Annotated in this window: 17 protein-coding genes and 1 pseudogene; 7 read left to right on the top strand and 11 right to left on the bottom strand. The window is 59.7% G+C overall.

The window, feature by feature from the left end; genetic code table 11:
- Positions 1 to 57 precede the first annotated feature (57 nt).
- Positions 58 to 840 carry a lysine/arginine/ornithine ABC transporter substrate-binding protein gene (locus ACK83U_RS08060; RefSeq protein WP_015340138.1) on the bottom strand — a complete coding sequence of 261 codons (783 nt, stop codon included), beginning with the start codon at positions 838 to 840 and terminating at the stop codon, positions 58 to 60.
- 367 nt (positions 841 to 1,207) lie between these two features.
- Here ACK83U_RS08060 and ACK83U_RS08055 point away from each other — a divergent pair, with 367 nt between their 5' ends.
- Positions 1,208 to 3,730 carry an OmpA family protein gene (locus tag ACK83U_RS08055; RefSeq protein WP_112606289.1) on the top strand — a complete coding sequence of 841 codons (2,523 nt, stop codon included), beginning with the start codon at positions 1,208 to 1,210 and terminating at the stop codon, positions 3,728 to 3,730.
- A 53-nt stretch (positions 3,731 to 3,783) separates the two neighbouring features.
- Here ACK83U_RS08055 and mobB read toward each other — a convergent pair whose 3' ends face one another.
- Genes mobB through ACK83U_RS08040 form a run of 3 tightly spaced genes read right to left on the bottom strand, consistent with a single transcriptional unit; the run spans position 3,784 to position 5,883 of the window.
- A complete protein-coding gene (mobB, locus tag ACK83U_RS08050) occupies positions 3,784 to 4,314 on the bottom strand; it encodes a molybdopterin-guanine dinucleotide biosynthesis protein B (protein WP_112606292.1) in 531 nt (176 codons plus the stop codon).
- Complete coding sequence (mobA, locus tag ACK83U_RS08045; RefSeq protein WP_112606294.1) at positions 4,311 to 4,961, bottom strand: molybdenum cofactor guanylyltransferase MobA; 651 nt, start codon at positions 4,959 to 4,961, stop codon at positions 4,311 to 4,313. Before mobA ends, mobB begins: the two co-directional genes overlap by 4 nt.
- A gap of 10 nt (positions 4,962 to 4,971) precedes the next feature.
- Positions 4,972 to 5,883, bottom strand: coding sequence for a DMT family transporter (locus ACK83U_RS08040; protein ID WP_112606296.1), 912 nt, complete (start codon positions 5,881 to 5,883; stop codon positions 4,972 to 4,974).
- 356 nt (positions 5,884 to 6,239) lie between these two features.
- On the opposite strand from ACK83U_RS08040, the gene ACK83U_RS08035 reads away from it, so the two are divergent.
- A complete protein-coding gene (locus ACK83U_RS08035; protein WP_112606298.1) occupies positions 6,240 to 8,789 on the top strand; it encodes a methyl-accepting chemotaxis protein in 2,550 nt (849 codons plus the stop codon).
- 104 nt (positions 8,790 to 8,893) lie between these two features.
- Here the strand turns inward: ACK83U_RS08035 and ACK83U_RS08030 are convergent, their stop codons facing one another.
- Together ACK83U_RS08030 and moaA are read right to left on the bottom strand one after the other, a co-directional pair.
- Complete coding sequence (locus ACK83U_RS08030) at positions 8,894 to 9,646, bottom strand: MBL fold metallo-hydrolase (protein ID WP_112606300.1); 753 nt, start codon at positions 9,644 to 9,646, stop codon at positions 8,894 to 8,896.
- A gap of 21 nt (positions 9,647 to 9,667) precedes the next feature.
- The gene (gene moaA, locus ACK83U_RS08025) at positions 9,668 to 10,717 is read right to left on the bottom strand and encodes a GTP 3',8-cyclase MoaA (RefSeq protein ID WP_112606302.1); all 1,050 of its coding nucleotides are present in this window, start codon (positions 10,715 to 10,717) and stop codon (positions 9,668 to 9,670) included.
- Positions 10,718 to 10,850: 133 nt separating this feature from the next.
- On the opposite strand from moaA, the gene ACK83U_RS08020 reads away from it, so the two are divergent.
- Together ACK83U_RS08020 and ACK83U_RS08015 are read left to right on the top strand one after the other, a co-directional pair.
- On the top strand, positions 10,851 to 11,225 hold the full coding sequence (locus ACK83U_RS08020; protein ID WP_112334830.1) for a gamma-butyrobetaine hydroxylase-like domain-containing protein: 375 nt from the start codon (positions 10,851 to 10,853) through the stop codon (positions 11,223 to 11,225).
- Between the two features lie 31 nt (positions 11,226 to 11,256).
- A complete protein-coding gene (locus ACK83U_RS08015) occupies positions 11,257 to 12,456 on the top strand; it encodes a low temperature requirement protein A (RefSeq protein WP_112606304.1) in 1,200 nt (399 codons plus the stop codon).
- On the opposite strand, the gene ACK83U_RS08010 is transcribed toward ACK83U_RS08015, so the two are convergent.
- On the bottom strand, positions 12,450 to 12,935 hold the full coding sequence (locus ACK83U_RS08010; protein ID WP_112606306.1) for a MarR family transcriptional regulator: 486 nt from the start codon (positions 12,933 to 12,935) through the stop codon (positions 12,450 to 12,452). The genes ACK83U_RS08015 and ACK83U_RS08010 overlap by 7 nt on opposite strands.
- 45 nt (positions 12,936 to 12,980) lie before the next feature.
- Between ACK83U_RS08010 and ACK83U_RS08005 the strand changes: the two genes are divergently transcribed.
- Both ACK83U_RS08005 and ACK83U_RS08000 read left to right on the top strand, forming a co-directional pair.
- Positions 12,981 to 13,946 carry an alpha/beta fold hydrolase gene (locus ACK83U_RS08005; protein WP_112606308.1) on the top strand — a complete coding sequence of 322 codons (966 nt, stop codon included), beginning with the start codon at positions 12,981 to 12,983 and terminating at the stop codon, positions 13,944 to 13,946.
- Positions 13,947 to 14,002: 56 nt separating this feature from the next.
- Positions 14,003 to 14,608 (top strand): pyridoxamine 5'-phosphate oxidase family protein, encoded by a 606-nt coding sequence (locus ACK83U_RS08000; protein ID WP_412474817.1) that lies wholly within the window; start codon positions 14,003 to 14,005, stop codon positions 14,606 to 14,608.
- Positions 14,609 to 14,662: 54 nt separating this feature from the next.
- Here ACK83U_RS08000 and ACK83U_RS07995 read toward each other — a convergent pair whose 3' ends face one another.
- The 3 genes and pseudogenes from ACK83U_RS07995 to fumC form a co-directional block, all read right to left on the bottom strand.
- The gene (locus tag ACK83U_RS07995; protein WP_112606312.1) at positions 14,663 to 15,730 is read right to left on the bottom strand and encodes a GGDEF domain-containing protein; all 1,068 of its coding nucleotides are present in this window, start codon (positions 15,728 to 15,730) and stop codon (positions 14,663 to 14,665) included.
- Between the two features lie 198 nt (positions 15,731 to 15,928).
- Positions 15,929 to 17,535 (bottom strand): annotated as a pseudogene (locus ACK83U_RS07990) (fumarate hydratase).
- Between the two features lie 361 nt (positions 17,536 to 17,896).
- Entirely contained in the window at positions 17,897 to 19,288 is a 1,392-nt protein-coding gene (fumC, locus tag ACK83U_RS07985) for a class II fumarate hydratase (protein ID WP_112334688.1), read from the bottom strand.
- Positions 19,289 to 19,690: 402 nt separating this feature from the next.
- Here fumC and ACK83U_RS07980 point away from each other — a divergent pair, with 402 nt between their 5' ends.
- A complete protein-coding gene (locus ACK83U_RS07980; protein ID WP_112606316.1) occupies positions 19,691 to 21,589 on the top strand; it encodes a L,D-transpeptidase family protein in 1,899 nt (632 codons plus the stop codon).
- 72 nt (positions 21,590 to 21,661) lie between these two features.
- Here the strand turns inward: ACK83U_RS07980 and ACK83U_RS07975 are convergent, their stop codons facing one another.
- Positions 21,662 to 22,336, bottom strand: coding sequence for an HAD family hydrolase (locus ACK83U_RS07975; protein ID WP_112334690.1), 675 nt, complete (start codon positions 22,334 to 22,336; stop codon positions 21,662 to 21,664).
- Positions 22,337 to 22,359 lie beyond the last annotated feature (23 nt).

Here is a 22,359-nt window from a genome sequence, read left to right as displayed (position 1 = left end):
AAAACGGCGGAAGGGCAAGCTTCCGCCGTCGTCTTTTCCCAGGGAATCGACGGGCGATCAATCGCCGTAGACGTCGAAATCGAAATACTTGTCCTGGATCTTCTTGTAGGTGCCGTCAGCGCGGATCGCAGCGATCGCGGCGTTCAGCTTGTCCTTGAGGGCCGCGTCGCCCTTGCGGATGGCGATGCCAGCACCGACGCCGTTGATGACCGGGTCGCTTTTCAGCGTACCGAGCATCTTGCAGCAATTGCCTGCATCGGACTTCACCCATTCGGACAGCACGACGACGTCGTCGATGGCTGCATCGATACGGCCGTTGCTGAGGTCGAGCTTGTATTCGTCAGCCGACGGATAGAGCTTGAGCTCGGCATCCTTCAGGTGGGCGGACGCATAGTTGGCATGCGTCGTGGAGGACTGTGCGCCGATCGTCTTGCCCTTCAGGGCTTCGTCGGTCGCTTCCTTGAGAGTGGAGTCCTTCGGAATGGCGATTGCTGGCGGCGTGTTGTAAATCTTGTTGGTGAAGTCGACGATCTTCTCGCGCTCGGGCGTGATCGACATGGACGAGATGATCGCGTCGAACTTCTTGGCCTGCAGGGCGGGAATGATGCCGTCGAAATCCTGGTTCACGAAGGTGCACTTGACCTTCATGTGATCGCAAAGCGCATTGGTTATATCGATGTCGAAGCCGGTGAACTTGCCGCCGGCGTCAAGCGATTCGAAAGGCGGGTAGGTCGCGTCCGTGCCGAAGACGATCGTGTCGCCATCGGCAAGCGCCGCACCGGCGACGAGCGACATTGCGGCGAAGGACGCGGCGGCAATAAGACGAGTGGAGATGCGCATATTGACCCTCTCTGTTGGTGGCCGGCAGCCCATTATTGTTTTTGGCAGACGGCTCGAGTGGAGCGGGCTGGTGGCCCGCCTCGCGGCGATATTCGTACTTTTTTTTGGGAAAATGCAACTGGAATTACAAAGGCAATCTGCCTTTGCGCAATGCCGCCGTAATGCACGCGCTACACAGGCAAATCTGAATGTAAGCCATCCATTGCGTTCAGGCAGGGTTAATTACGGCAACCTAATAGTGCGGGAACATATAGCGGCTTGCCGCGATTCAGCCTCATGAGAACCGAAAATTGGCCGGGTTCCTGAGGCAATCGCCTTGCCGCTCAGATTCGCAATTCGGCGGACAAAGATCATAAGAGGAGACCCTATGGGAAAGCGATCCAGACTATTTGCCAGCGCCGCGTTTCCGCTGCTTTCGCTATCGCTCGCCTTCGAGCCGGCAGCAGCCGCGGCCCTTCGTGAACAGCCAATCGTACCGCTTAACAACGGCATCGCCGGCGCAGCCGCGACCGCCGCAGATACAAGTTTCGAGGTGGCGCAGCAGGAGGCGCCGGCAGCTCAGCCCGATGAAGAGCAGCTCAAGCACAAGAAGCCTGCCGAAGGCGGGGAGGGTCAGAAGCATCAGGGTGGTGGCGAGCAGCAGCACCAGATGAAGCAGGCTGAGCCCGAGGGTGAGCCGCAGCAGAAGGCGCCGAAGCAGCAACAGCCGGAAGCGCAGCCGCCGAAGGCCGAGCATCAGCAGCCCGCCGAGCAGGAGCAGCCGAAGCCGCAGAAGCAGCAGCCGGCCGCAGAGGCGCCGCCTGAGCCTCCGAAGAAGCAACGTCAGCAACCCGCCGAAGAGCCTCAGGCACAACCCGAAGAGAAGCCGCAGCCCAAGTCCGTCGCTCCCCAGGCAGAGCCGGAAGCACCGCAGCCGAAGCCGAAGGTCAAGCAGCCCGAAGCCAAGCAGCCTGTGGAGCAAGAGCAACCGAAGCCGCAAAAGCAGCAGCCGGCCGAAGCGCCGCAGCCGAAGGTAGAACAGCAGCCTGCTACGGAAGCGCAGCCCGAGGTCAAGCCGGAGCCGAAGGCCAAGCCTGGTTCGAAGGCGCAGCAGCCGGCGCCGGCCGAAAAGCAGGCTCCCACCGCGGGCGAACAGCCGAATCAGGGAGCCCAGCCTGGAAAGCAGGCGCAGCCCGAACAGAACGCTCAACCCAAGCCGCAAGGTCAGACCGAGGCTCCGGCAAAGCAGCCCGCCGCGCAGCAGCCGGCACCGGCCGGTGAACCTGCCCAGGGACATAAGGTACAGCCGGGAACGCAGACGCAGCCTCAGACGCAGGCACAGCCCGGAACGCCTGTGACCCCTGGCACTGAGCAGGGGCAGAAGCAGGGTGGGGACAAGACCCACGGCAAACAGCCGCAGAACCAGCAGCAGGGCGAGCAGCCCGCGGCCACTCCTCAGCAGCCGGCACAGCAGGGCACGCCGCAAGGACAGCCAGCACAGGCTGGCAACCCGGCAACGCCGCAGCCTGGCAAGCAGCAACCGGCCAATGGCGCCGCGACGCCGGCTCAAGCTGGTGCAACGGCTCCCGCCGCCAACGGCAATGGCCAGCAGGCTGGCGAAATCCAGCTGCCTCCCGCCGAGCAGGTCTCGCCGCAGGAACTGGAGCGCCGTAAGAAGATCGCGGAGAATCCCGCCTCCGCCAATGGTCCCGTCATCCTGCCCGTCGAAAACGGAAGCGCGGTTCTGGACAGCCAGAAGGATGCGGTTCGTCGTGGCGAGCATCTAAACAACGGGCAGAATCCCGCTGCCCCAGGCGCCCAGGGTGGTCGCAGACAGGCGGGTCAGGCTCCGCAGAGCGGGCAGGCCCAGACCGCTCCGGCCCAGCAGCCGCCACCGGCTTACACCAAGCCGCCGACCTCCGATGCTGAGGCCCAGCGCGCGGCAGCAGGCGGCCAACCGCAACCTCCGGTCAAGATGGAAGCCGTAACCAGCGAGCAGGGTCGTCGCATCGACCGCCGGCCGGACTTCGCCCCGCCACAGGGAACGACGGTGCAGACCATCATCAATCAGGACAATCGGACCATCGTCAACGTCGACAACACCTATGTCGTTCGTCACGATGATAGCGAGCGCTTCATTCGAGGCGGTGAGCGGCCGGTCTACGAACAACTGCCGCGTGACCGCTACCGCGAGACGATCGATCAGCCCGATGGCGATCGCGTCGTCACGATCCGCAACCGCTACGGCGACATCATCCAGCGCTCGCGCATCGATGCAAGCGGCCGCGAATATGTGCTGTTCTACTCGCCGGAACTGGAAAGTCGTCCTGACAATGACGACTACTACCGCGATCCGGGTGAAGATCTGCCGCCGATGCGCCTGCTCATTCCGTTGAGCCAGTACATCATCGATACGGCATCGAACCGCAATGCCGACTATTACGACTTCCTGCGTGAGCCGCCGGTCGAGCCGGTCGAGCGTATCTATTCGGTCAACGAAGTCCGCTATTCGGCTCGTATCCGCGACAAGATCCGCCGTATCGACCTCGATACTATCACCTTCGCGACGGGCAGCGCCGAGATTCCGATGTCGCAGGCGAGCACCCTTCGCGGTGTCGCCGATGGCATGTTGAAGATCATCAAGCGCGATCCGACAGAAACCTTCCTGATCGAGGGCCATACGGATGCGGTGGGTTCGGCCCAAAGCAATCTGATCTTGTCGGACCAACGCGCGGAATCGGTCGCCAACGTGCTGACGGATGTCTACGGCATTCCTGCCGAAAACCTGGTCACCCAGGGCTATGGCGAGCAGTATCTCAAGGTGAATACGCTCGGCCCGTCGCAGGAAAACCGCCGCGTCACGATCCGCCGCATCACGCCGCTGGTGCGTCCGGTGGCATCGAACCGGTAAGGGATCAGCTTATAGCTTGATAGTAAGGGCCGCTGGGAAGCCGGCGGCCCTTCTCAATTCGACGGGCCCTCGAGGCCGACCTTTGCAGCGATGAAATCGGCAATTGCGACCGTATCGTCGAGGTTGAAAACGGCAAGAGAACCGGCGTCTTCAACAGGGTGGTCGGCGGCGATGGCGACGATGTGAGGGTCCTGCGGGGCGAGCGGTTCGCGCTTAACCGCTTCCAGTCGGCGCGCCTCGATTTTCGGGATGGGTTCGCGCTTGTAACCCTCGATCAAGACGAGGTCGCAGGGAGCGAGACGCGTCAGTATTTCTTTGAAGCTCGGTTCGGGCGCGCCGCGCAATTCGTGCATGATGGCATAGCGCGTGCCGGAGACGATGGTGACTTCATGCGCGCCGGCCTCGCGATGACGAAAGCTGTCGGCGCCCACCTTGTCTATATCGAAATCATGATGCGCATGCTTGATGGTCGAGATGCGATAGCCGCGCTGGGTGAACTCCGTGACCAGCCTCACCGCAAGCCCCGTCTTGCCGGAATTCTTCCAGCCGGCGATGCCGAAGATTTTGGGCCGAGATTTCGTCATGGCATGTCTTCCAAAGCTGCCAGCCATGTCTCCGCTTCGGCGAGATCGGCTGGCGTATTGATGTTGAAGAAGGGATCGAGAGGCCCGATTGCCGTTTCGACCGCGGGGAATTCCACCCGCTGCACCTTATGTCGAGCGAGGAAATCCCTGACGCGCCGTTTGTCGTCGGAGGAGATCCATAGTTCCAGATCGGCGGTGGCGGAGACGGGCCAGAGACCGAAAACAGGATGATCCTGACCGAATGATGCGGCAATGGCCATCTCATCGGGGTCGTGAATGACATGGGCAAGGCGCGCGACAAGATCGGAAGGAAAGAACGGGGTGTCGATGGGGATGGTGGCGATGTGCGAGGCCTCAGGGTGATGCAACTGCGCGTCCTGCAAAGCAGCGAGCACACCTGCAAGCGGCCCTAATTTACCGGGAATTCTATCCGGAATGAGCCGCATCCCCATGGCGTCAGGCCAATCGGCATCGGCATTCAGTGCGATCGGTTTGAGCTGCCGTTGCCCGATCTTCGACGCGATACGAGCGATCAGGCTTTCGCCGGCGAGCATTGCAAAGGCCTTGTTGGCGCCCATGCGGCTGGAACGGCCGCCGGCAAGCAGAACGACGGGAATATCTTCGGAAGTGGCGATGAAGTCGGACATGATTGCGACCTCAGGCGGGAACGCGGGGTTCTGATTCCTGCGCGACAGGCTCGGCCGCCCGCCGTCTGCTTTCGCGATAGAAAGTATAGATGCCGGAGGCGATGACAACGGCTGCGCCGAAGACAGACCATCCGTCCGGCACTTCGCCGAAGGCGATCAATCCGAGCAGAGCCGACCAGATGAGACTGAGATAACGGAATGGCGCGACGAAAGAGATTTCGCCCGAGCGCATGGCCAATATGACGCCCTGGTAGCCGATCAGCACCAGAACGGAGGCCAGCAGGATCTGCAGGAGCGACGTCGTGCTGGCCGGCTGCCAGCCGCCGAAGGGGATGATGCACAATGCTCCGAATATGGATATGGAAATTGCGGTGCAGAGCGTGACCATCAACGACGGCACGTCCTTGTCTATGCAGCGTGTCGCCAGATCGCGGGCGGCGGTCGCAAACATGCAGGCGATAGCAAGGAGGGCCGCCGTCGTGAACCCGTCACGACCGGGCCTGATGATGATCAGCACGCCGACGAAGCCGACCGCAATCGCCGTCCATCGCCTCCATCCCACCGGCTCCTTCAAGAAGATCATCGCGCCAAGCGTCACGGCAAGCGGAACAGCCTGCTGGATAGCGGAGGCATTGGCGATGGGCATCATTCCGAGGGCGGTGATGTAGGTCGCTGCCGCCAGAGCTTCGCAGGCGATGCGCAGCGCAATCATCGGCTGCAGGATGACGCGCCAATTGCGCAGGGCGCCCATTCGACGGGCAAGCAGATACACAAAAAAACTCGTGAACAAGCCGCGGATGAAGATGATCTCGCCTGCATTCATCGTGGCGATGACGGTCTTGGACAGCGCATCGCTGCAGGAGAAGCCGGCCATGGAGGCCGCCATGAAGAGCGCGCCCTGCGTATTCTTGGTCAGTCGCATGAGAAAGATGAGTCCCCCAATATACCCATCTGGATTAGCGCCGTTTTCAGCAAATTGGAATCGGCTGTGTTTCGGTCGAAGTTGAATTCGTTTGAGCGGCAGTCAAATTCGATTGTGCATTGCGAGATATTTGTCATTCATTGACGTAATTTTTCGCGCTGCGGTCGCGGAATGAGACAGCGGTTGCAGTTTTTTTGCCATTGCAGAGGCTTTTAGGCAGGCGATTAATGCTTATTCAATCTTATTTCCAGAGGCTCACAGCGGTTTTGCATGAGGCAGAAGCACCTACCGCAGCGCAGCAGGAATGACGATCCCGCCTTCGCTGGAGATTTTTAATAATCCAGTTGAGGCGCCGTATGTTTTTCATTGATCGTCTTTTGCAAGGCCGCAGGATTGTCACCAAAGTCCTTATTTTCGTGGTGCCTCTGGTGGTTCTGATCGCCGGCGTCGGCCTGGTGGGCTATCACACGGCCAATATTCTGAACGGTCATATGACCGTGACGCGCGCCACGATCGAGAATATCAGCGATTTCGAGAACCTTCAGGCTGCCCTGCAGGAATTCACGGGTTCACCTTCCGATGAAACGCGCCAGACATTGGCCGCGAAGATCGACGCGCAGGAACAGGGTGTCCGTCGCTTAAGTGGGCTGCTCAGTGACGATCAGCGCGCCAAGATCATTCCGGTCACCGAGCTTGCCGCCAAGATGCGCACGCAGGAAGCGACGCTCTGGTCCATCAAGCAGAAGCAGGATAGCGATGTCGAAGCCATCCGGAAGGCGGTGCAGAATATCGAGGCGACCGCCAAGGCCGCCGGCAAGCAGATAGACATCATCCGCAAGGATTTCAGCGACAAGGAAACCTTCGCCAAGGAACTGCTCTACGATGCTGCGGCCTATAAGGGCCTCTCGGAGAAGATGAGCAATCTGCGCATCCAAGTGCAAATGGCGGCCGATTCCACCGAGGAGATTTCGGACGCGCGTACCTATGCGGACGCTATCCTGAAGCAGGTGACGATTTCGAAGGCACTGGTTTCCAAGCGCGGCGCCAGCCTAGTCGCCAATGCCTCTGATGCGGCCGACAAGCTCGATGCGGTATTGAAGAGCTCCGGCACGCCGGACCAAAAGGTCGAGGCGATGGGGCCGATCTTGCAGAGCTTTGTGAAGATCGAAGGCGAGATGACCCTGCAGTCGGCCAAGAACAGCGATACCGCCGCCGATCGCTTCGTCAGCCTCGATAAGATCATCGATGGCCAAAAGGAGCTTCTGGATCATGTCGATGAGGCGCTTAGTCTCGTCGATCGCCTGATATTGCATGCCTCGCGCATGGAAAACGTTCGCGATGCAGCCTCCCGTGAACCGGTTATTGCGGATCTCAAGGATCTGCAGAGCATAGCTGCAAGGATTTCGGAGCTCGGCCCGACTAACGCCACCATGCGTGATTTTGCGGCTCACATGAAGCCGCTGATCGAGGGCTTGACCAATGGATCGGCCGATCTGCTGCAGACGGCAGCCGACTGGAAGACGACGCGTGTTCAGTCCAACACCTTGCTCGCCGATGCGATGACCTCGCTGCGTGGCTTCGTTGCCCAGGCACAGGAACTTGGCAAGGAAGATAGCGAGCGTTCGGCCAACGTCTCGGTCATCGCCATGATCGTCGGCACGCTGCTTGCCATCATCGGCGGCCTTATGCTCGTGGAAACCCTGCGCGGTCCGCTGAAGCGCGTTGCCGACGTGATGACGCGCCTTGCAAGCGGCGACCTGGAAGTCGCGATCGACGGCCGCAATCGCGGCGATGAGATCGGCGACATGGTACGCTCCGTCAGCGTCTTCCGCGATGCCGCGCTTGAAAATGTCCGGCTGGAGCGGGAAGCCGAAAGCGCCCGTGCGCTCTCTGCGGAAGAGGCTGCCCGTCGCGCTGCCGAGCGCGCCCGCATCGAAGCCGAGCAGAAGCAGGCACTCAATGCGCTGGCCGACGTTCTCGCCAAGCTTGCCGACGGCAATCTTGAAGAAGGCATGCGCGAGGATCTTTCGGCTGACTTCGTGGAAATGGCCTTCACTTACAATCACGCGGTCGAGGCGCTGCGTGAGACCCTGACGGACGTTCGCTACACGGCCGAGGAGATCAAGGGCGGCACTGGCAATCTTGCCATGTCGGCCGACGACCTCGCTCGGCGCACCGAGCAGCAGGCTGCCGCCCTCGAGGAAAGTTCGCGGGCGCTGCATCGCCTCAGCGACGTTGTGCGCTCGACCGCCGATCGTGCACGGCAAACGGCGACCTCCGTCAACGAGACGCAGGCCTATGCGACCCAATCGGGCGAAGTCGTCGCCAAGGCTGTGGGCGCCATGAGCGAGATCAACCGTTCGTCGGAGAAGATCGCCACTATCATCGGGGTCATCGACGAGATCGCCTTCCAGACTAACCTCCTTGCTCTGAATGCCGGTGTCGAGGCAGCCCGTGCCGGTGAGGCCGGTCGCGGCTTTGCTGTTGTCGCTCAGGAGGTGCGTGAACTTGCGCAACGGTGTGCCAATGCGGCGAAGGAGATCAAGGGCTTGATTTCCGCAAGCTCCACCCAGGTGCGGAACGGCGTTCATCTGGTCGAGCAGACCGGCGCGGCCCTGACCGAGATCATCAACCACGTCACCGGCGTTCAGAGGCTCGTTGCCGATATTTCCTCTGCTACGACAGAGCAGTCGACCGGTATCGAGGAAGTCACCCGCGCGGTTTCGGAAGTCGAGCTGATCACGCAGCGGAACGCGGCGATGGTCGAGGAGAACAATGCGGAGATCCACGGCCTGCGCCAGCGCGTGGATATGCTTTCGGAAAAGATCGATCGCTTCCGCACTGGCGATGGCGAGGCGGAGCATGCGAGCTATGGCAGTGCGGATGCACGTTACCGCGCTGCGTAAGGCTGCATCGATAGAAAGACCATCATGAATCGAAAAGCGCCGGACCAATGTCCGGCGCTTTTCGATTGAAGCTTGCTATCGCGATTGAATGAATTGCGAATGAATTACCGACCGAGATGGAGCGTCTCGCCATCGGCGGGAATGAGCAGCCGCGAGGGATCGAGACCGCCTGCCTCTGCGGTTTGGCGAAGATCCTGGCGCGTGACGGTCGCGTGATCGAGTGCTTCCATATGAGCTGCGACAATAGTCGCTTGCGGGGCGAGGCGGCTGACTTCGAGCGTCTGTTTGTCGTCCATGACGATCAGGTCGCCATCCCAACGGGCGCCGCAGGAATGGGTGACGATGATATCGGGGGAGAATTCGCGGATGGTTTCGGCGACCGGAGGGTAGAGCACGGTATCTCCAGCCCAATAGACGGTGGGTTCGCCATCGGCCTCCAGCGTGAAGCCGATGACCGGCCCCATTTTTTCCACGACCGGCCCGACGCCGTGGCTGCCCTGCCGCGGCGTGATTGTCAGCCCTTGCCAAACGACCGATTGCGCAAGCGGGGTGACGTTTGTGAAGCCAGCGTCGCGGATGCGTCCTTCGTCACCGGGTTGGCAAAGAAACGGCAGTGTTTTCGGCACGCGCTCCTTCGCCACAGCATCGAAATGATCGGTATGGAGATGCGATACGATCACCAGTTCGACGCCCTGGAGAATGTCGTCGATGGAACGCGGCAGTTCCGTCATCGGATTAAGAGAGCGGCCGGTGAAGGACGGGAGACTGTGGCGCGGTGCAAAGTAAGGGTCGATCAGCAGAATATGGTCGCCATAGGTGACCTTCAGCGTCGCATTGCGAATAAGCTCAAGCTGCATATTTGATGTTCTCGGTGGGATTTAGCCGCCGGTGACGCTCATGTGGCGACCGACTGCCGGACGGTTGTGCGTGCGGTCGATGATGAAATCATGACCCTTCGGCTTGCGGGTGATGGCTTCGTCTATCGCTGCATGGAGCAGGGCGTCATCCTCGCTTGCGCGCAACGCCGTGCGCAGGTCGGCCGCGTCGTTCTGCCCGAGGCACATATAGAGCGTGCCCGTGCAGGTGAGCCTTACGCGATTGCAGCTCTCGCAGAAATTATGGGTCATGGGCGTGATGAAGCCGAGGCGACCGCCGGTTTCGGCGACTTGGACGTAACGGGCAGGTCCGCCCGTCTGGTAGGGAATATCCGTCAGCGTGAACTGACCCTCGAGATCGGTGCGCAACTGGGAGAGCGGGAGATACTGGTCGGTACGGTCTTCGTCGATCTCGCCCATGGGCATGGTCTCGATGACAGTCAGGTCCATACCGCGACCATGCGCGAACCGTAGCAAGTCGGGAATTTCGGTATCGTTGAAGCCTTTGAGCGCGACGGCATTGAGTTTGATCTTCAGACCGGCTTTCTGCGCTGCGTCGATGCCTTCCATCACCTTGGAGAAATCTCCCCAGCGGGTGATCGTGCGGAATTTATCGGGATCCAGTGTATCGAGCGACACGTTGATGCGCCGGACGCCGCCATCGTAAAGCTCTTCGGCATGGCGGGCGAGCTGCGAGCCGTTTGTCGTCAGGGTCAATTCGTCAAGCGCGCCATTTTTCACGCTCTCACCGAGCTTGCGGACCAGAAACATGATGTTCTTGCGCACCAGAGGTTCGCCGCCGGTGAGCCTGATTTTCCGCACGCCCTTGGCGATGAAGGCGGAACAGAGCCGGTCGAGTTCTTCGAGCGTCAAAAGATCCTTCTTGGGCAGGAAGGTCATGTGCTCGGCCATGCAATAGGTGCAGCGGAAATCGCAGCGGTCGGTGACGGAAACGCGCAAATAGGTGACCGCGCGCCCGAAAGGGTCAATCATCGGGCTTTTATCCGCTGCCAGCGGCGAGGCGCCGCCTATCGTACCGACAATGCTATTCACTCAAATCTCCATCACACTGCTAATGTGTGCATAGGCGATTGTTGCGTCAAGGAAAATGCCTTTCAATTATGCTTGCGTGTGAACGTGTAGCGGCATAATTCTCGAAAACACATTGAAAGGCATGGGAAAATCGATGAGCGACGTTTGGCCGACCGAATTACGGGTCTCGAAGGATCGCCGTCACCTCATGGTGACGTTCGATAACGGCGCGAGCTTCGACTTGCCGGCAGAGATGCTGCGGGTGCTGTCTCCCTCCGCAGAGGTCCAGGGACACGGACCGGGACAGAAGGTTACCGTACCGGGCAAGCGCAATGTCGGCATCATGTCGATGACGCCGACCGGCAACTATGCCGTTCGCATCGGGTTCGACGACATGCACGACACGGGCATTTTCACATGGTCCTATCTGCGCGAACTTGGAGAAAAGGGCCAGGAGCTTTTTGCGGCCTATGAGGCTGAGTTGAAGGAAAAGGGTCTCAGCCGCGACCCGGTTGGAAAGCCGCATTAGCAAACTCCAGTAACGGACAGGGGACGCAAGCATGATCCTTGGGGGTAGGGAAAACTGGCTTCGCGCCAAGGGTAGCAAGAACGAGAGCAAGGTTTCCTTCGTCGAGCTGTTTTTCGATCTGGTCTTCGTTTTCTCGATCTCGCAGCTCGCGCATGCATTGGCCGAGCATTTCACCCCACGGGGGGCGCTCGAGGCTATCATGCTGATCTTCGCGGTATGGTGGGTCTGGGTTTTCACCGCCTGGGTAACGAACTGGCTCGATCCCGACCGCATGCCGGTGCGCATCATGCTGTTCACGCTGATGTTTGCGGGACTTATCCTTTCCGCTGCCATCCCTGAGGCCTTCGGCGAGAAGGCGATTTTCTTTGCCGGCGCCTACGTCTTCATGCAGGTAGGCCGCTCGCTGTTCACAGTCTACGCCCTCAAGAATGCCAGCGCGGCCAACCATCGCAACTTCCTGCGCATCACCAGCTGGTTGATCCTGTCTGGCATCTTCTGGATATCAGGCGCCCTGGTTGAGGGCGAGGCTCGTATTGTGCTTTGGCTGATCGCGCTCATCATCGAATATGCAGCTCCAGCGCTTGGCTTCCGGGTACCCGGGCTCGGCAAATCGACGACGGCGGATTGGAATGTATCAGGCGCGCATCTGGCCGAACGTTGTGCGCTATTCATCATCATCTGTCTCGGCGAAGCGGTGCTGCAGGCCGGCAAGACCTTTGCCGAGCAGCCGATGACGCCCTTGATCGTCGCGGTGTTCGTCACCGCCTTCGTCGGCACGGTTGCTCTGTGGTGGATTTACTTTCAGTTTGGTCATGAAAGGGCGGCCCATCGCATCGAGCATGACGACACGCCCGGCAGCCTCGCTAGGCAGGCATTCACCTACGCGCATATTCCGATCTTGGCCGGTATTATCCTGAGCGTCGTCGGAGATGAATTTCTCTTTGCTCATCCGCATGATGCTGCGGATATGCATGCCGCGGCCGCCATTTTGGGCGGACCGGCGGTCTTCCTGCTTGGAAATCTCTGGTTCAAAGGGGTAACCACCGGCCGGCCGCCGCTATCGCATATGGCGGGGCTCGTCGGGCTGGCGTTGTTGCTCCTCACCCTGCCGATGGTCGTGGTCTATCAACTCGGCATTCTGGCGACGGCCGTGCTCGTCGTCGTTGCGATCTGGGAATTCGCCTCGTTGAACCGGGTCGTTCCTTCGGCACGCTCAGCCGGCGATCACTGATCGCCGACGGGCTCCAGTGGTTCACGCTCTTCCTGCATCAGGAGGCTGACGACGCGCTCCATATGCACGGTGATCGCTTCGCACTCTTCGATTGGCGCATCGGAGAGCATCCGGTCAATGAGCGTGGTCTGGATGGTCATGGCTTCTTCCGTGACGCGCCGGCCCTCTGCAGTTAGATAGAGGCGTAGCACGCGCTTGTCCTGCTTGTCCCCGCGGCGTTCGATCAGTCCCCGCTTTTCCATCTGGGGCAACAGCATGCTCATATTGGAGCGGCCGACCAATAGCTTGCGGGCGAGTTCCTGCTGCGAGATGCCTTCAAAGCGAAACAGGTTGACGAGAATGTCGAGGTGCGGTGGCTTGATGTCGAGATGCGTCAATGCCCGTCCAAGTGATTGTTGCATCAGCTGGCAGGCGCGTGCCACGGCGATCCAGCTTCGAAAACGCGGATGGTCCCAGGGAAGGGATTGATTTTTGTTCATCGTTGTACTTTATTGTTCATAGTTGAACATTATTGGATTCCCACTATGCCATCCTTTGCGCTCAAGGTCACCCGGTCGGGTCTCGCCGGTCTCGAAAGGCTGTCTCCGCGGCTCGCCGGCAAGGCGGCTTTCCGGCTTTTCTGTCTGACGCCATCGCGTCGGCCGCGCGGCTCGAAGGCCAAGTCTGCGTATGTGGAGGGCAGGCAGCGTCTCCTTGCAGCGGAGCAGGTGATGCTGCCGTTTCCCGGTGGCCGCGCCATGGCTTACCGCTTCAATGGCGGAGCCAAGGGGCCGCGCAGACGCTATCTCGTGGTCCATGGCTGGGGTTCCAGCAGTGAATACATGTCCGAACTGGCTGCATTCCTTGCCGACGATGGAGCGGAGGTGATCTCGCTCGATCTTCCCGGGCATGGGCGCTCGGGCGGGCGGTTCCTGAATGTGCGTTTGGCCGTCTCCGCCATTGCCGCGGCCTCGGCCCGTTTCGGAGCCTTCGATGCCGCGATCGGACACTCCTTTGGTGGGGCATCCCTGGCACTGGCATCCGCGGGCTTTTTGCCTGATATCGAGCCGCTTCGTCCGGGCAAGCTTGTGTTGATCGGTGCGCCGAGCGCCATGGGCTGGCTGTTCAAGGATTTCGGCCGCCTGATGCGGCTCGGACCTGCGACCCAGGCGGCCCTGGAAGACGAGGTTCGTCTGGTAACGGGCAGGACGCTCGCTTCCTATGACCAGAAGCGCGACCGGCTCGATCCGAGCCGGCCAGTTCTTGTCATCCATGCCGAGGATGACAAGGAAGTGAGCGCCGATCATGCGCGCGGCTATGCGGCCGAGGGTCCGCATGTCCGTCTCTTCTGGGCCAATGGCTTCGGTCATCGGCGAATCGTCAGTGCCGCACCCGTGCTTGAGGCTATCAAGGACTTCCTCGCTAAAGACCTCCAAGAGGAAAATCCGCTCGAAAATCATGACGGGACAGTGTTATCGTTCTACCGAACTCCGCTGCGTCGCTCGTTATAATAATGTCTGCGCCGCCCCGGATTCGAGTGGAATGCCACAGAGAAGCGTGAGGCCGCATGCACATCGTCACATCCGTCGAGGAACTGAAGCAGCTCTATGACGCCGGCGAGGCGTCGATCACCAAGGTCACGAGCGTTCTGACACCGCTCTATCGCCGAATGATCGAAGCATCGCCCTTCATGGCGCTGGCAACGGTCGCGTCCGAGGGGCTTGATTGCTCACCGCGTGGTGACTTGGGTGGAGTCGTTCGCGTGGAGGATGAGAAGACCCTGCATCTGCCGGATTGGCGCGGCAACAACCGCGTCGACTCTCTTGCGAATATCGTTCGCGATCCGCGCATAGCGCTGATGTTTCTCATCCCGGGATCGAATACGACGATGCGGCTCAATGGTCGGGCAGTCGTCTCGATCGACCCGGCCTTGCTCGACAGTTTCGAGATGGATGGCAAGCATCCGCGCTGCGTTGTCGTGATTACGATCGAGGAAGTCTATTTCCAGTGTGCCCGGGCGGTGATGCGGGCCGAGCTGTGGAATGCGGAACGGTTCGTCGATCCGGCAAGCCTGCCATCGCCGGGTATGATGCTGAAGGCGGCGAAGGCCGATTTCGATCAGGAGACTTATGATCGCGAGGCGCCCGTACGGGCGGCCAAGACACTCTGGTAAGCAAGCCGCCGGCATGCCTGGGAAAGCGGCGCCGGCGGTTGGTTGGCTTCGCTTCTAATTCTTGTAGATGAGCCAACTTTTGGTGAAATCCTTCCGCATGCCATCCTGATAGACGCTGCTGCAATTGCGGCCGGCATTCTTGGCGCAGTAAAGCGCGAGATCGGCCTTGTTATACAGTTCCCCGGAATCGGCTGCTTCCGAAGCCATACAGATGCCGAGGGAGAGGGTGATCGGACCATAGTCGACCCCGGTGCGCGAATTCTTGAACGGCGTCGCTTCGAGGGTGCGACGTATCCGTTCGCATACCGTCGTAACTTCCTCGATGCTGGTGGCTTCCAGAATGAGAGCGAATTCCTCGCCTCCGACGCGGGCGACGAAGACGTCGCGACGTACATTGGCGCGGATGATGGAGGCGACGGTGGCGAGAATCTTGTCGCCGACCGGGTGGCCGAATGTGTCGTTGACCCGCTTGAAGTGATCGATATCGGCAAGAACCAGAGCGGTCGTCGGCCGGGTAAGCTGGTTGTCGAAGATGGAGATCAGCCGGTCCTCGAAGGCGCGGCGGTTGGAAAGCCGGGTTAGCGAATCGGTGTTGGCGATGCGCTTGTATTCGTCCAGCTCTTTGCGGACCAGATCCATTTCCTGGCTGCGCTCCACGACATGCTCGACGGTCTTTTCACCGTGAGCCATCGTATCGCCGGTTGCTGTGGCGAGCATGTCAATGGCGCTGCGTAGCAGTTCGGCGCTGTTGTGGCTTCTGGAGCTTATGCTTGCACTAGTTTCGCCGAGCAGGCGGTTATAGCTTTCGAGTGTTGTCTGTTCCTGACGCAGGGCGCGTAGGACGGCATCGAGTTCGGAGGCGAGGCGGGTATGCGCTTCATCGAAGACGCGAGCCGCATGATGCGGAAAATACTTGGCGCCGATCGCGTCCAACTCCTCCTGGGTGGCGTTTTTGCCCAGAGCCGCCAGTTCACGCGTGAGAGTGGGATTGGAGCCGATATAAGCTTCGTAGAAAAGTTCGTAATTGCGCGGAATAGGTGCGACCCCCATGGATCGCATGGCGTAGGTAATTTGCCCTGCCACGTCGGGAATTTGCGCCTTCGGCGCAATCGCCGTACTCATCGGTGAGCTCCGTAATAATGTATTTGTTAAAACTCTTCTTTATCTATGCAAAGATTCTTTGAGAAAATATTAAGAGTGTGGTTATGAAAAATACTCCGTCACTATGGTTTTATTCAAAAATAATACAATTGAAGAGGGTTTTACAGAAAGGGGCGCCGATGCGCCCCTTTTTGATATTCTCAATTCAAAACAGCTATTCTATCCAAGGTTAAGTTCCTGAAAGAAGTCATTGCCCTTGTCGTCAATGACGATAAAGGCGGGAAAATCTTCGACCTCGATCTTCCAGACCGCTTCCATGCCAAGTTCCGGATATTCGAGTACCTCCACCTTCTTGATGCAATCCTGGGCAAGGCGGGCAGCCGGCCCGCCGATCGAACCGAGGTAGAAGCCGCCATATGTCTTGCAGGCTTCCCGTACGGTACGCGAGCGGTTGCCCTTGGCGAGCATCACCATGGAACCGCCGAAGGATTGGAACTGGTCGACGTAACTGTCCATGCGGCCTGCGGTCGTCGGCCGAACGAACCGGAGGCATAGCCGGCTGGCGTCTTTGCCGGCCCGGCATAATAGACCGGATGGTTCTTCAGGTATTCCGGCATGCCTTCGCCCTTTTCCAGGCGCTCGCGGATCTTGGCGTGGGCAAGGTCGCGCGCGACGATGATGGTGCCGGTAAGCGACAGGCGCGTCTTGACGGGATGTGCGGACAGTTCTGCCAGGATATCCGCCATCGGCCGGTTGAGATCGATGCGGACCATGGATTCCGAGAGCTTGGCTTCGTCGATCTCCGGCATGTACTTGGACGGGTCGGTCTCCAGCTGTTCGATGAAGATGCCGTCGCGCGTGATCTTGCCCTTCGCCTGGCGGTCGGCGGAACAGGAGACGCCGAGGCCGATTGGCAGCGATGCGCCATGACGGGGCAGGCGGATGACGCGGACGTCATGGCAGAAATATTTGCCGCCGAACTGTGCGCCGACGCCGAGGCTCTGCGTGAGCTTATGGATCTCCTTCTCCATTTCGATATCCCGGAAGGCATGCCCGCTTTCGGAACCTTCCGTGGGAAGACAGTCGAGATACCGCGTCGAGGCGAGCTTGACCGTCTTCAGGTTCATCTCGGCCGAGGTGCCCCCGATGACGATCGCGAGATGGTAGGGCGGACAGGCCGCCGTGCCGAGCGTCAGGATCTTCTCTTTCAGGAAGTCCAGCATGCGGTCGTGGGTCAGCAGCGACGGCGTGCCCTGATAGAGGAACGTCTTGTTGGCCGAGCCGCCGCCCTTCGCGACGAAGAGGAACTCGTAGGCGTCGGTGCCTTCCTCGTAGATATCGATCTGTGCGGGAAGATTGTTCTTGGTGTTCTTTTCCTCGAACATCTTGATCGGCGCGAGTTGCGAATAGCGCAGGTTCTTCTTCTCGTAAGCGTCGAGCACGCCCTTGGCGAGCGCTGCGCTGTCGCCGCCTTCGGTCCAGACGCGGCGGCCTTTCTTGCCCATGATGATGGCGGTGCCGGTATCCTGGCACATCGGAAGCACGCCGCCGGCAGCGATATTGGCATTCTTCAGCAGATCGTAGGCGACGAAGCGGTCGTTATCGGTCGCTTCAGGGTCCTCCAGGATCGAGGCAAGCTGCTTCAGGTGACCGGGGCGCAGCAGGTGATTGATATCGGCGAAAGCCGTTTCGGCAAGGAGACGGATGCCCTCAGGATCGACGGTCAGGATTTCCTGGCCCTTGAAGGTGTCGACGGAAACATAGTCGCCCGAAATCTTGCGGTAAGGGGTCGTGTCGTCGCCGAGGGGAAATAGATCGTCAGCCATGTGGGAAACCTTTCAAGCCGGGTGGCGGGGAAGATGTTTGGAAACGATCTAAATCCGGCTTGAGGCAAAAGCAATTGTTTGGCTGATAAGTTGAAACTTCAAAGTGGGGTTCGTTGATTGGGCATACTCAGGTCAGGTGGGTCTTCCGATGGCGAAACCTTGTGCCCGGCCCCTCACCCTAGCCCTCTCCCCGCATTGCGGGGAGAGGGGACCTATTCTGTGTTTGCGGCACCTACCAAGGCTGCTGATGTCGCATGATCAACTCCCTCTCCCCGCAATGCGAGGAGAGGGTTGGGGTGAGGGGCCATGCACACGGCTGCAACATCGGAGAACATGCCCGGACGATCACCGTCCAGTGATATCACTTCGGGCCGATCATCGTTTCCGGGCGGACGATGGCATCATATTCTTCCGATGATACCAATCCGCTCGCCAGCGCTTCTTCCTTCAGGGTCGTGCCGTTCTTATGGGCCGTCTTGGCGATCTTGGCGGCGTTGTCGTAGCCGATCTTCGGGGCGAGCGCCGTCACCAGCATCAAGGAGCGCTCCAGGCCAGCCTTGATGTTGTCCTCGCGCGCCTCGATACCGACGACGCAATTATCCGTGAAGGAGACTGCGGCGTCACCGAGCAGCTGCACCGACTGCAGGAAATTATAGGCCATCATCGGATTGTAGACGTTAAGCTCGAAATGGCCCTGGCTGCCGGCAAAGGTCAGCGCGGCATTGTTGCCGAAGATGTGGATGCAGACCTGCGTCAGCGCTTCGCACTGTGTCGGATTGACCTTGCCCGGCATGATCGACGAGCCCGGCTCGTTCTCCGGCAGTGAGAGTTCTCCGAGGCCCGAGCGCGGACCGGAGCCAAGCAGGCGAATGTCGTTGGCGATCTTGAACAGCGCCGCTGCGGCGGCATTGATGGCGCCGTGGCTGAAGACCATCGAGTCATGGGCCGCCAGCGCTTCGAACTTGTTCGGTGCAGTGACGAAGGGCAGGCCGGTAATTTTGGCGATCTCGTCGGCGACCTTCTCGGCAAAGCCGATCGGCGCATTGAGCCCGGTTCCGACCGCCGTGCCGCCCTGGGCGAGTTCGCAAAGCCCCGGCAATGTCAGCTCGATGCGCTTGATCGAGGAGGCGACCTGGGCGGCATAGCCGGAAAATTCCTGGCCGAGCGTCAGCGGCGTTGCATCCTGCGTGTGAGTGCGGCCGATCTTGATGATATGGGCGAAATCGGCGACCTTCTTTTCCAAAGCCGCATGCAAATGCCGCAGGGCCGGCAGCAGGTGATGGACGATCTGCTCGGCGCAGGCGATGTGCATGGCTGTCGGATAGGTGTCGTTCGACGATTGGCTCATGTTCACATGATCATTGGGGTGGACCGGCTTCTTCGAGCCCATGACGCCGCCGAGCATCTCGATCGCGCGGTTGGAGATCACCTCGTTAGCATTCATGTTCGATTGCGTGCCCGAGCCGGTCTGCCAGACCACAAGCGGAAAATGCTCATTAAGCTTTCCGTCGATGACTTCCTGCGCCGCCGCAACGATCGCTTTGCCGAGGGTCGGATCCAACTGGCCGAGCTCCATGTTGGCGCGTGCGGCCGCCTGCTTGACGATGCCGAGGGCGCGCACGACCGATAGCGGCTGCTTCTCCCAGCCGATCTTGAAATTGCCGAGCGAGCGTTGCGCCTGCGCCCCCCAATAGCGGTCGCTGGCGACTTCGATCGGGCCAAATGTGTCGGTTTCGGTGCGGGTGGAGGTCATCTTCCTGGTCCTGCTTTCCATTGAGACGGATAGCAGCTCATATAGGTCCGAAAGGGCCTCATGAAAATATCAAAGCGCCATTTGATGACTTTTGTAGTCATGTTTTGCTTGGTGCGGCGTGCTCTTTTTAACACGCTGCGCATATATTAACGGACACGCATTTTCGGGCGCTTAAAAAGTCTCCAAAAATTCAATAAAGCATTAACCAATAATTTCATATTTTTGTGTGGACTGAGCCGCGAAAGACGCCACCGCTTCGTCACATGAAGTTGAGGCATTGAACGAAAGGCGGGCCTCGCCGTTTTCATAGTGTGAGTATACGATGTCGAAGACATCGCGGCCGAGTTGAAAACAGCACCGTCAAGCTCGAAGTCATCGCACGATACAGGGACTGATTATAGAATGAAACTTGCTTCCAAAGCCACCGCATCCGTCCTGGCTCTCTCCTGTTGCCTTTCTTCGATAGGCGCAACCTCTGCAAGTGCCATGACCCTCATGGATTTCATCCGCGGCGGCCAGGGCCGTCAGCAGAGCACGCAGGTTTCGGCTCCCGTTCCTGTCAATCCGGTGCAGACGCTGGATCCTGATCAGCCCCCGCGAGTAAAGCAGCCGCTGCCGACCGTCGATGCGCCGAAATATTATACCTATAAGGCCGACCAGATGCGCCTGGTGTCGACGGCACATTTCGCCGACCCGGTCGTGACTGGTGCCGTTGCAGATGCTTCCCCCTCGCCGGTCGCGATCGACACCGGGATTTCGCAGCGCCGCTATCTGGCAGATGCGCGGGTCATGGCGACCAATGACATCGCCAAGGCGATCGAGGCCTATTATGCCGATCAGAGCAAGCCGCTTCTCTGGGTTGCAGATCATGCCGTCAGCGACAAGGCGAAGGCTGCCATGGCGGCTCTTGCCGATGCGGGTTCCGTCGGCCTCGATCCCGCCGATTATGCGGTAACTTTGCCCAGTGCCGATGCGGAAAACGCCGATCCGGTCATGCGCGATCGCGCGCTCATGCAATTCGAGCTCGCGCTGTCGAGCAAGATATTGATGTTCGTTCAGGATACGGTTCGGGGTCGCCTCGACCCGAACAAGATTTCTGGCTATCACGACTTCAAGCGCAAGGACGTCAATCTGACGGCGATGCTCGACGTATTGCGCGCCAGCCCGGATGTTCCAGCTTATCTGAACAGCCGAACCCCATCCAATCAGCAATTCCTGGCCTTGAAGGCGGAGCTTGCGAAACTTCGTGCGGAATCCGGATCAGACGGCAGCCATATCTCCATTTCGCTGAGCGGAATTCTGAAGCCGGGCGGCAGTTCCCCGGAAATGGCCAACATCGTCAAGGCGATCCAGCACCGCGGATCGGATGCGCTGAAGGCCGCTCATGCCGATCTTTTCGATGCCTATCTGGGCACGCCGGACTATACGCCCGAACTCGTGTCGCTGGTTGAAGACTTCCAACGCGAGAAGGGTCTGACGGCCGACGGCGTGATCGGCTCGTCCTCCGTTCGCGCCATGGTCGGCGAGAACAATGACGTGAAGATCCAGAAGCTGGTCATCGCCATGGAGCAGCTGCGCTGGCTGCCGCCTGAGCTTGGCCCGCGCTATGTCTTCATCAACCAGCCGGCTTTCATGGTCTATTACTACAATAACAACCAGGAGCAGCTGTCGATGCGCGTCGTCGTCGGCAGCAAGCAGCACCAGACCTTCTTCTTCGAAAATCAGGTGCAGACGGTCGAATTCAATCCGTTCTGGGGCGTTCCGCAGTCGATCATCATCAATGAGATGCTGCCGAAGCTGCGTTCCGATCCGAACTATCTCGATCGGATGGGCTATCAGGTCGAAGTCGGCGGCCGCGCCGTCGCATCGTCCAGCGTCGACTGGTACGGCTCGACTAAGAGCATCTCGGTTCGCCAGCCGCCGAGCAGCGACAACGCACTCGGTGAACTGAAGATCCTCTTCCCGAACTCGCATGCGATCTACATGCACGACACGCCGCAGAAGAGCTTCTTCAAGAAGGATATGCGCGCACTCAGCCACGGCTGCGTTCGTCTTGCCGATCCGCGCGCGATGGCCGCCGCCGTGCTGAACACCACGGTCGACGATGTCGCCAAGCAGATCGCCACCGGCCAGAACAAGGCTGTGGCCGTGCCGCAGAAATTCCCGATCTACATCGCCTATTTCACGGCTTGGCCGAACAAGGATGGCGTTATCCAGTACTTCAACGACGTCTACGATCGTGACGCCGCCACGCAGAAGGCGCTCGATGCGACCTCGAAGGCACGCACTGCTCAGATCTAAAGTCTGTTCAGCGGAGAAAACGAATAAGGGCGGCCCATCGGTCGCCCTTATTCGTTTAAGGGGTGATGCCCCTCAGGCCGCCAGCAATCCCTCGACCAGCTCGGGCGTCAGTTCGTCGTAGTGGTAGATGATGCGGTTCGGTCCGAGCGTTTCGATGCCGACATCGGAGTAACCGAAAGGGACGGCGATCGAGGGGACGCCGGCATTGCGGGCGACGAGGATGTCGTTGATGCTGTCGCCGATCATGATCGTACGGGCGATGTCGCCGCCGGCGCGTTCGACCGTGCCGATCAGGTGCTCGGCATTCGGCTTGCGGACGGTGAAGGTGTCACCGCCGGTAATGGCCTCGAAGTAATGTGTCAACTTCAGCCGGTCGAGCAAGGTGCGCGCCAGCGATTCCATCTTGTTGGTGCAGACGGCGAGCTTATAGCCTTGGCTCTTCAGCGTATCGAGAGCTGCAAGCAGCCCCGGGTAAGGCTGCGTCACGCCTGGCATGGTTTCGGAATAATGAGTGATAAAGCGCTGCAGAAGGGCGGGCAATTCTTCCGATGTCAGCATGTAGCCGTGCAGTTTGCAGGCTCGCTCGATCATGACCTGCGCGCCGTTGCCGACGAGATGTGTCACGTCGTCGTAGCTGACCGGGGGAAGTTCGAGCGCCGCGATCGTATGGTTCAGGCTGACGATCAGATCCGCATGCGTGTCCAGCAGCGTGCCATCGAGATCGAATACGACAAGGGGGGATTTCACTAGGAATCGGCCTTTGCAGAGAA

This window comes from Rhizobium sp. WW22, from assembly GCF_047041135.1.
In the GTDB taxonomy this organism is placed as follows: Bacteria; Pseudomonadota; Alphaproteobacteria; order Rhizobiales; family Rhizobiaceae; genus Rhizobium.
The sequence above is the reverse complement of the archived record's forward strand: the minus strand, read 5'-3'. Positions and strand labels throughout refer to the sequence as shown.